The following is a 1258-nucleotide window of genomic DNA, read 5'->3' as shown; positions in this document are numbered from 1 at the left end:
CTGTCGGGCGAGCCGAGCTGCAGCTCCTCCGGCAGCGACTTCTCCCTGTCGCTCAGCCCCACCGCGGGCACGGTGACGCCCGGTCAGTCGGCGACCGCAACGGTCGCGACGGCCACCACCTCGGGCGGCGCGCAGACGGTGAGCCTCAGCGCCTCCGGGCTTCCGTCCGGCGCCGGCGCGAGCTTCAGCCCGTCGTCGGTGAGCTCGGGCGGGTCCTCCACGCTGACCGTCTCCACCAGCGCCTCGACCCCGCCCGGCACCTACACCGTCACCGTCACGGGCAGCGGATCGTCGGGCAGCCACACCGCGGCGTACACGCTGACGGTGTCGGGCACCTCCGGCGGGCGCACGTTCACCAACGGCACCGACTACACGATCAGCGACCTGACCACGATCAACAGCCCGATCACCTCGACCGCCACGGGGACGGCGGTCTCCCCGGTGCAGCTGAGCATCACGATCTCGCACACCTGCGCCGAGGACCTGCGGATCAGGCTCCGCGGCCCGAACGGCACCTACTACACGGTCAAGTCCAGCGGCGGCCTGAGCTGCACGTCGTTCGGCACCCGGGCCTACTCCGTCCCGGTCACCCAGACGGCGGCGGGCACCTGGACCCTCGAGGTCCGTGACCAGTACACCTACGACACCGGCTACCTCGACTCCTGGAGCATCACGCTCTGAGCGACGGCGGCGCGGCCCCCGGGACCACGCGGTCCCGGGGGTTTCCGCGTCCGGGGGCCGGTCAGGAGGGCGGCGCGATCTGGGTCCGCGACCGGACGCCGAGCTTGCGCAGCACGGTGGCGACGTGCGTCTCGACCGTGCGCGTGGACAGGAAGAGCACGTCGGCGATCTCCCGGTTGGTCCGGCCGAGCGCGACGAGCCGGGCCACCTCCCGCTCCCGCTGCGACAGCGCGCCGGCGCCCCGCCGCCCGCCGCGCGGCAGCGGGACGTCCACCCCGATGTCGCGCAGGGCCCGCCGGCACCGGGCGGCGTCGTGGGTGGCGCCGAGCCGGCCGTACCACTGGGCGGCCTCCCGGAAGCCCGCCACCGCGGCCCCGTCCCCCAGCGCGAGCCCGGCCCGCGCCTCAGCCTCGGCCGCCCGCGCCGCCGCGTACGGCTGCGGCAGCGCGGCGTACGCCTCGCGGGCCCGGGTGAAGAAGGCGGCGGCGTCGGCATGCCGCAGCTCGGCGGCGGCGAGCGCGCCCCGGGCGGCGTGCAGCGCGGCGTGCGCCGCGGGCGCCACCCGGTCCGCGATCCC

General features: G+C 76.2%; 2 protein-coding genes. One reads left to right on the top strand and one right to left on the bottom strand.

The features are described 5' to 3' along the window. A partial coding sequence (locus AB0J39_RS39620) for a proprotein convertase P-domain-containing protein (protein WP_363474369.1) occupies positions 1–681 on the top strand: 681 nt, incomplete at its 5' end. A 61-nt stretch (positions 682–742) separates the two neighbouring features. Here AB0J39_RS39620 and AB0J39_RS39615 read toward each other — a convergent pair. After that, positions 743–1258, bottom strand: a 516-nt coding sequence (locus AB0J39_RS39615; RefSeq protein ID WP_363474367.1) for a helix-turn-helix transcriptional regulator, incomplete at its 5' end; no start/stop codon positions are given.

Origin of the sequence: Microbispora sp. NPDC049633 (assembly GCF_040675265.1) — a bacterium.
Classification (GTDB): Bacteria; Actinomycetota; Actinomycetes; order Streptosporangiales; family Streptosporangiaceae; genus Microbispora; species Microbispora maris.
Note: the sequence above shows the minus strand (reverse complement) of the source record. Positions and strands in the feature narration are given on the sequence as shown.